This window comes from Stutzerimonas stutzeri (genome assembly GCF_000935215.1).
Classification (GTDB): Bacteria; Pseudomonadota; Gammaproteobacteria; order Pseudomonadales; family Pseudomonadaceae; genus Stutzerimonas.
This window is the reverse complement of the sequence record NZ_JXXD01000203.1, coordinates 1-7,787: the sequence shown is the minus strand read 5'-3', so window position 1 is coordinate 7,787 and position 7,787 is coordinate 1. Positions and strand designations below refer to the sequence as shown.

Annotated in this window: 9 protein-coding genes; 4 read left to right on the top strand and 5 right to left on the bottom strand. The window is 59.7% G+C overall.

Annotated elements, in window-relative coordinates:
- The coding region (gene nudC / locus LO50_RS18820) for an NAD(+) diphosphatase (RefSeq protein WP_044315966.1) at positions 1 to 478 on the top strand (478 nt) is incomplete at its 5' end.
- Here the strand turns inward: nudC and LO50_RS18815 are convergent.
- Positions 446 to 1,231, bottom strand: coding sequence for a TSUP family transporter (locus tag LO50_RS18815; protein ID WP_042928186.1), 786 nt, complete (start codon positions 1,229 to 1,231; stop codon positions 446 to 448). The two genes, nudC and LO50_RS18815, sit on opposite strands and share 33 nt — an antisense overlap.
- A gap of 194 nt (positions 1,232 to 1,425) precedes the next feature.
- Here LO50_RS18815 and LO50_RS18810 point away from each other — a divergent pair, with 194 nt between their 5' ends.
- On the top strand, positions 1,426 to 2,073 hold the full coding sequence (locus tag LO50_RS18810) for a hypothetical protein (protein ID WP_044315965.1): 648 nt from the start codon (positions 1,426 to 1,428) through the stop codon (positions 2,071 to 2,073).
- 58 nt (positions 2,074 to 2,131) lie between these two features.
- On the opposite strand, the gene LO50_RS18805 is transcribed toward LO50_RS18810, so the two are convergent.
- From LO50_RS18805 to LO50_RS18790, 4 genes are all read right to left on the bottom strand, one after another.
- Positions 2,132 to 2,899: an SDR family oxidoreductase gene (locus LO50_RS18805; RefSeq protein WP_044315964.1), complete on the bottom strand. Its 768-nt coding sequence runs from the start codon at positions 2,897 to 2,899 to the stop codon at positions 2,132 to 2,134.
- 55 nt (positions 2,900 to 2,954) lie between these two features.
- The gene (locus LO50_RS18800) at positions 2,955 to 4,022 is read right to left on the bottom strand and encodes a phosphotransferase family protein (protein WP_044315963.1); all 1,068 of its coding nucleotides are present in this window, start codon (positions 4,020 to 4,022) and stop codon (positions 2,955 to 2,957) included.
- Between the two features lie 207 nt (positions 4,023 to 4,229).
- Positions 4,230 to 4,544, bottom strand: coding sequence for an SCP2 sterol-binding domain-containing protein (locus LO50_RS18795; RefSeq protein ID WP_014820131.1), 315 nt, complete (start codon positions 4,542 to 4,544; stop codon positions 4,230 to 4,232).
- 59 nt (positions 4,545 to 4,603) lie between these two features.
- Positions 4,604 to 5,302, bottom strand: a complete 699-nt coding sequence (locus LO50_RS18790; protein WP_044315962.1) for a histidine phosphatase family protein — start codon at positions 5,300 to 5,302, stop codon at positions 4,604 to 4,606.
- A gap of 179 nt (positions 5,303 to 5,481) precedes the next feature.
- Here LO50_RS18790 and sohB point away from each other — a divergent pair, with 179 nt between their 5' ends.
- Both sohB and LO50_RS18780 read left to right on the top strand, forming a co-directional pair.
- Positions 5,482 to 6,504: a protease SohB gene (sohB, locus tag LO50_RS18785; protein WP_044315961.1), complete on the top strand. Its 1,023-nt coding sequence runs from the start codon at positions 5,482 to 5,484 to the stop codon at positions 6,502 to 6,504.
- Positions 6,505 to 6,517: 13 nt separating this feature from the next.
- The gene (locus tag LO50_RS18780; protein WP_014820134.1) at positions 6,518 to 7,510 is read left to right on the top strand and encodes a YhdH/YhfP family quinone oxidoreductase; all 993 of its coding nucleotides are present in this window, start codon (positions 6,518 to 6,520) and stop codon (positions 7,508 to 7,510) included.
- Positions 7,511 to 7,787: the final 277 nt, after the last annotated feature.

Below are 7,787 nucleotides of genomic sequence, written 5' to 3'. Positions count from 1 at the left end.
CATGCAGGCGCGAGCCGGTGAGCGTGCCATGTACTGTCCAGCCTGTGGAGCTCAGCACTACCCGCGGCTTTCACCGAGCATGATCGTCCTGGTCACCCGTGGAGACGAATTGTTGCTGGCGCGCTCACCGCGTTTCGCGCCTGGTGTCTACAGCACGCTGGCCGGTTATGTTGAGCCGGGTGAGTCGGTGGAGCAGTGCGTCGCGCGCGAGGTAAGAGAGGAAGTCGGTGTGGCCATTCATGCGCCGCAGTACATCGCCAGCCAGGGCTGGCCGTTTCCCCATTCCCTCATGCTCGGGTTCCACGCGGAATATGCCGGTGGCGATATCGTGCTGCAGCCCGAGGAAATCGAGGATGCCCGTTGGTTCGCCATCGACAACCTGCCGGCGTTGCCCGCGCGCCAATCCATCGCCCGCTATCTGATCGAGCTTTATCTGGCCCGTCGGCTAGGCCACCCCGAACCAGTGTTGCCAGGCTAGCCGCAGACTCATCGCCAGTACTACCAGAATGAATACCGGACGGATGAACCGCGAGCCACCGCGGATCGCCGTGCGCGCGCCGAAGTAGGCCCCTGCCATCAAGGCCAGCCCCATCCCAATGCCCAGCACCCAGGCGACGTGGCCGCCGATTATGAATACTGCAAGTGCCATGGCATTGCTGACGAAATTCATCGTCCGCGCCACGCCGCTCGCTCTCAGCAGGTCGAGCGGGTAGAGCAGCATGCTGCTGACCGTCCAGAAGGCGCCGGTTCCCGGGCCGGCTACGCCGTCGTAAAAGCCCAGTGAAAGGCTCTGTGGCCATTGGCGTCTGCGGCCGATGACCACTGCATCGCTGGCTGATTTGGCCGGCATATGGCTGAAGAGCAGATAGATCCCGCAGGCAGAAACCACCAGCGGCAATAGCTGGTTAAGCCAGCTTGCCGGCATGAACTGCGCGACTACTGCGCCAACTGCGGCGCCGATCGCCGTGCCTATGAGCGCTCGTCGCCACAGGCCCGGCTCGAATAGTCGGCGGCGATAGAAGGTGTAGCTGGCTGTGGCCGAGCCGAATGTGGCGCACAGCTTGTTGGTGCCCAGCACGAGATGCGGTGGTAGGCCGGCAGTCAGCAGGGCAGGAATGGTCAACAACCCGCCGCCCCCGGCGATGGCGTCGATGAACCCGGCAGTGAAAGCTACGGCGAACAGAATCACCAACGTGGCAGGATCGAGCGCGAGCTCAAGTGCGAAGGGCATGCAGGCCTCAATAGGCAGAACGGCAGCGGAGGATAATGCGACTGGCCACGTCGGCGAAAGAGCTTGCTCGTATGACCGAGATCCACGTCCTGATAGACAAGAGTGTCAGCGCGTGATGGCCGTCCCATGCAGATGCTGGCTGCTCTGATTGCTCCTGCGGATAATGTCGCACCCAATTGAAAGGACGCATGGTTATGCAATATCTCGGGCTTGCGATCGTGATCGCACTGCTGGCTGTGATCGTATTGCTGGTCGCGCTGCGCTTGCTACTGGGGGGGCACTGGCTGATGGGATGGTTGCGCGGGACGTGCGGCTTTTTGGTCCTGCTGTTCGCCGGATTGATTGGCCTGATTGGCTACGACGTCAGCACCTACGCTGCGCTGCCTGACAAGAAGCCGCTGGTCACTGTGAGTTTCCACGCCCAGGGTCCGCAGCGTTACGAAGTCAGCCTGGAACAGGGCAACGAGACGCGAACGGTGATGCTGGAAGGTGATCTATGGCAGCTCGATCTCCATCTGCTTCGCTGGAAGAGCCTGGCTGAGCTGATAGGTCTGGAGTCAGGGTATCGACTGGAGCGGCTTTCCGGACGATATCTCGCCGTGGAGCAACAGAACATCGCCCGCCATGGTCGCGTTGTACTGAGCGAGAACCCTCTGGGCGTGGATATATGGGACGCGCTTCAGCTCGAACGCCGCGATCTGCACTTCCTAGAACCGCAAGTGCTGCGTGTCGAGTACATGCCAATCGCCGATGGGGCCGTCTATGCCGTGGACCTGACGCCTACGGGGCTACTGGCGAAACCGGTGAATGCCGCTGCGACCGAGGCACTGAAGAACTGGTGAGCGAGCGCAAACAAAAAAAGGAAGCCGCTTGGCTCCCTTTTTTGTGCGGCGGGAACGATCAGGCCAGATAACCACCGTCGACGTTCAGTGACACACCGGTGGTATAGCTGGACGCGTCGCTGGCCAGGTAGAGCACCGCACCGGCCATTTCGCTCGGCTGGGCGACCCTGCTCAACGGGATTTGCTGCAGTGCCATCTCCAGGATGGACTCGTTCTTGACCAGTGCTGAGGCGAATTTGGTATCGGTCAGGCCTGGCAGCAGCGCATTGCAGCGAATCCCGAACTGCGCGCATTCCTTGGCGAAGGCCTTGGTCATGTTTATCACGGCGCCCTTGGTGATCGAGTAGATACCCTGGAAGTTGCCGGGTGTCACACCGTTGATGGAAGCGACGTTGATGATGCTGCCGCCGCCGTGCTCGCGCATCAGCTTGCCGGCTTCGATGGACATGTAGAAGTAGCCGCGGATATTCACGTCGACGGTTTTCTGGAAGGCCGAAACATCGGTATCCAGCACGTGGCAGAACTGGGGATTGGTCGCCGCATTGTTGACCAGGATATCGAGGCGGCCGAACTGTTCGCGGATCTGGGCAAACACTGACTGGATCTGTTCCATCTCGCCGATGTGGCAGGCGACCGGGGTGGCCTTGCCGCCTTCAGCGATGATCGCGTCGGCTACCGCCTGGCAGCCTTCGATCTTGCGGCTGGATACGATCACATGGGCGCCTTGCTGCGCGAGCAGTTTGGCGATGGCTTCGCCGATACCGCGGCTGGCGCCGGAAACGAAGGCGATCTTGCCGTCTAGGTCGAACAGGGTGGTCTTGGACATGGTCGTTCCTCTTTTCTTGTTCGGTCCTGTGGCGTGCCACAGGGTTAGGATAGCTTCAGAGCGTCGATTGCCCGATCACTTGCAGCGCCTTGTGTTCGAGCAACTTGTTCATGTGGATGAATGAGGCGAAACGCTGGTCCTGGGTCTGACCGTGATAGAAGCGGTAGTAGATCTGCTGAACGATTCCAGCCAGGCGAAACAGGCCATAGGTGTAGTAGAAATCGATGCAGGGAATCTCGATGCCGGCTCGTTGCGCGTAGTAATCGACGAAGCCCTGCCGGGTATGCATGCCGGGCAGATGACTCGGTTGGCGACGCATTGCCTGCATTGGCTGGGGATCAGCGGCTTCGATCCAGTAGGCCAGCGTATTGCCCAGATCCATCAGCGGATCGCCGATGGTGGTCATTTCCCAGTCCAGTACGCCGATGATCTCCATCGGGTTGTCCGGGTTGAGGATGACGTTGTCGAAACGGTAGTCGTTGTGAATGATTCCCGGCTTGGGGTGATTCGCCGGCATCTTGTCCTTCAGCCAGGCCTTCACCGCCTCCCAGGCGGGCGCATCGGGAGTGATGGCGCGTTCGTAGCGCTCGCTCCAACCCTCGATCTGGCGCTTCACGTAGCCTTCCGGCTTGCCCAGGTCGCCGAGGCCGCAGGCCTGATAGTCGACATTGTGCAAGTCGACGAACTTGTCGATGAAGCTCTCGCAGAGGGCACGGGTCTGGCCTTCATCGAGACTCAGTTCCGGCGGCAGCTCCGAGCGCAAGATGATGCCGTTGACGCGCTCCATCACGTAGAACTCCGCGCCTATCACTGAATCATCGGTGCAGTACACGTACGCCTTCGGGCAGTAGGGAAAGCCTTCGTTGAGCTGATTGAGAATGCGAAATTCGCGGCCCATGTCGTGGGCTGATTTGGCTTTGTGTCCGAAGGGAGGGCGGCGCAAGACCAGATCGCGATCGGGGTACTGCAGCAGGTAGGTCAGATTCGATGCGCCGCCGGGAAACTGGGAAATCTGCGGTGTACCGTTCAGGCTAGGGATATGCGCCTTCAAGTATTGGTCGATGATATCGACCGGCAATTCCTCGCCTGCACGGACGCGCGTGGTTTGATCTGTAAGCGCCATTGTTATCCCTTCTACTTATGTTCGGTGCCCAAGATGATTCAGTAATCTAATGCTCGAGGTTGCGTAGACCAAGCGATGCGCGCTGTTATTGGTCGGAGTGTTGCTGGTTAATCAAGCTCCCTGATTCGTCCGCGTATGAATCGGTGGCATAAAAAAACCGAAGTCTGAGACTTCGGTTCCTTTGCATCTCAGCAATCAGCTTTCGCCTCAGGCTGGAAACAGTTCGCTGAGCTTCATGGCCAGCATCATGTCGCCTTCGGCGCGCAGCTTGCCGGCCATGAAAGCCTGCATGCCGTCGGTTTCGCCGCTGACGATGCCCTGCATGGTTTCGCTGTCCATGATCAGAGTGACGTTGGCGTCGCTGGAATCGCCCTGCTGCAGATCGCAGGTGCCATCCTTGACCACCAGGTAGTAGTTTTCGGCATCAGTGATGTTGAACTGGAAGACCAGATCCAGGCCGGCAGCGGCGCTGGGGTTGAACTTCGACTGCATGCCTTTGAAAGTCTCGGCGACGTTGCTCATGAGGGTTTCCTTTTTGGTCGTTATGGGTACACGCAGCTTTTGGCCGCTTGGGGCTGGGCTCATCTATGGGTGACGAGCTCCGGATTCTTCAGGAGTTGCAGGTGCGCATGGCTGTTGAACGAAGCCAGTGCGACATCCCGATCACGAAATTTCAACAGGCTGAGCGAGGTGTTGACGATCTGCCAGTTCATCTCGAACGCCTTGATCGGCGGCACGCCTATGATCAGTTGCAGCAGCGCGGTGATAGTTCCACCGGAGGTGAAGATGGCGATACGGTCGCGTTTGCCGGCTTGATCGAGAACGCGCTCAAGACCACCACGTACACGGTCGAGAAAGTGCTGCCAGCTCTCCAGGTCGTCCTTCTCATGCTCACCGGATATCCAGCGATGCACTACATGGGTGAACAGGCGCTGAAAGTCGGCACGATGATCGGCGGCGTTGCGCAGGATGTGCATCGCATTCGGCTCCACCTGGAGCAGGTCGGGAAGATGCGCGCGGATAACCGCATCGGCGTGAAACTCATTGAATGCAGCATCGACTTCAAGCTCAGGCTGAGCGCCTAGCCTCGCCAGCGTGGTGCGGGCGGTATTCTGCTGGCGTTCCAGCTCGCCGCTCAGGCATCTATCGAAAGACACATCGAGCTGCGCCAGGTAGTCACCCAAGGCTTCGGACTGGCGATATCCCAGCGGGGACAGCACGTCGTAGTTTTCTGCGCCGAAAGACGCCTGACCATGCCTGATCAGGTAGATACTGCCCATGCTGCTGCTCCGGCCGGCACTGTTTTTCGCGAGGGTAGGGACATCGTTCAGGAGTGTCAACGATAATTCGAACGTTTGTTTGAATCGCTCGCGCTGGCTCAGGCACAGGCCCGCCGGTATGCTGGCGGCATGCCGCCGAAGGTAGTTTGTCGGCGACCGGAACTCATCGAGGGGGATACGTGGAATTTCTTGTCGACTATGCCAGCTTCCTGGCAAAGACCGTCACGTTGGTCGTGGCGATCGTGATCGTGCTCATCGCGCTCGCTTCGATGCGGCGGGGACGCAGCAAACAGAGTGGTGGGCACCTCGAGGTGCACAAGCTCAACGAATTCTATAAATCCATGCGCGAGCGGCTGGAGCAGGCCGTAATGGAGAAGGACGCGTTCAAGGCATTGCGCAAGCGCGAAGCGAAGGCGGCCAAGCAGAACAAGAAGACCGAGTCTCCAGCTCGAGTCTTCGTCCTCGATTTCGATGGCGATATTCGCGCGTCTGCAGTAGACAACCTGCGCCACGAGATCACCGCGCTGCTGACCATGGCGACGCCGCAGGATGAGGTGGTGTTGCGCCTGGAAAGTGGTGGCGGCATGGTCCATGGCTATGGCCTGGCTGCCTCGCAGCTGGTGCGCATTCGTGATGCCGGCGTGCCTCTGACCGTCTGTGTCGACAAGGTCGCAGCCAGCGGCGGCTACATGATGGCCTGTATCGGCAATCGCATTCTCACCGCACCGTTCGCCATCCTCGGTTCCATTGGCGTGGTGGCACAGCTGCCGAATGTGCATCGACTGCTGAAGAAGCACGATGTCGATTTCGAAGTGCTGACCGCTGGCGAGTACAAGCGCACGTTGACCGTGTTCGGCGAGAACACCGAGAAGGGCCGCGAGAAGTTCCAGGAAGACCTGGAGACGACCCACGAGCTGTTCAAGAACTTCGTCGCGCGTTACCGGCAGAACCTGTCGATAGATGACGTGGCGACGGGAGAGGTGTGGCTGGGCATTGCCGCGTTGGGCAAGCATCTGGCGGACGAACTCAAGACCAGCGATCAGTATCTCGCCGAGCGCGCTCAGGAAGCGGAACTGTTCCAGTTGCATTACATACAGAAGAAAAGCCTGCCCGAGCGCTTCGGCATGGCGGCCAGTACGGTTATGGAGCACGGCCTGCTGAAAGGCTGGAGCCGGCTGAACGAACAACGTTTTTGGCAATGACAAGGGGAACCGCATGAGCAGCTTCAAGGCACTACAAGTCAGCGAGACGACCGAGGGTCGTTTCGAAACCCGTATCGTCGAACGTACTACCGACGAGCTGCCAGCCGGTGAGGTACTCATTCGGGTGCATTACTCCTCGCTGAACTTCAAGGATGCGCTATCGGCGAGCGGCAATCGCGGCGTGACCCGCTCATTTCCCCATACGCCAGGCATCGACGCCGCGGGTGTCGTGGCTTCGTCCAGCGTCGGTGAGTTCGCCGAAGGCGATGAGGTGATTGTCACGGGCTACGACCTGGGCATGAACACCGCCGGTGGCTTCGGCCAGTACATCCGCGTTCCGGCGGCCTGGGTGATCAAGCGCCCGCAGGGGCTTTCGTTGCGCGAGGCTATGATCCTCGGCACGGCCGGGCTGACCGCGGCCCTCTGCGTCGACAAGCTGGAACAGGCGGGTCTTGAGCCAGGCGAAGCGCCCGTGCTGGTCACCGGCGCGACGGGTGGCGTTGGCAGCATAGCTGTGGCGCTATTGGCCAGTCTTGGCTACAAGGTTGCGGCGGTCACGGGCAAGGCTGATCAGGCGGACTTCCTTACTCGCCTGGGGGCTAGCCAGATCGTCGAGCGCGCCGCACTGCAGGCTGGTGTGGAGAAGGCGTTGCTCAAGGAACAGTGGGGCGGGGCGGTGGACACCGTTGGCGGAGACATCCTGTTCAACGTGGTGAAGTCGCTACAGCGCGGTGCCAGCGTGGCCTGTTGCGGGCTTACCGCCGGGACGCATTTCCAGGCCAGTGTGCTGCCGTTCATTCTTCGCGGCGTGAATCTGCTGGGTGTTGATTCGGTGGAGATCCCGCTGGTAGTCAAGGCTTCCATGTGGGACAAGCTATCGCTGCAGTGGAAGCTGGCCAATCTGGACGACCTCTCGCAGGAGGTCGGGCTGGAGGAGTTACCGACGGCGATCGAGCGCATTCTGGCCGGCGGCCAGGTGGGTCGAGTGCTGGTCCGCGTGGACTGAATTCCACACGTGCTGGCTTATCGCCGCGATAGTGGCAATGAATTTCCTCGGTAGCGTTAATTGGCGGAATCTAGCGCCACTCCTGATCGCAACCGAGGAAATGGTTCATGAAGAAGCTTGCCGAAAAGATCAAACAGATCGCAGCCGGAAAAAAGGCCGATGTAGTTACCACGCCGGTCGAACACCCCAACTTCTGGATGTATCAATGAAGCAATGAAAAGCCCGCCAATACAGACTGTGTGAAAACCTAGCAGTCCGAGAGCAAGCTAAAGACAAT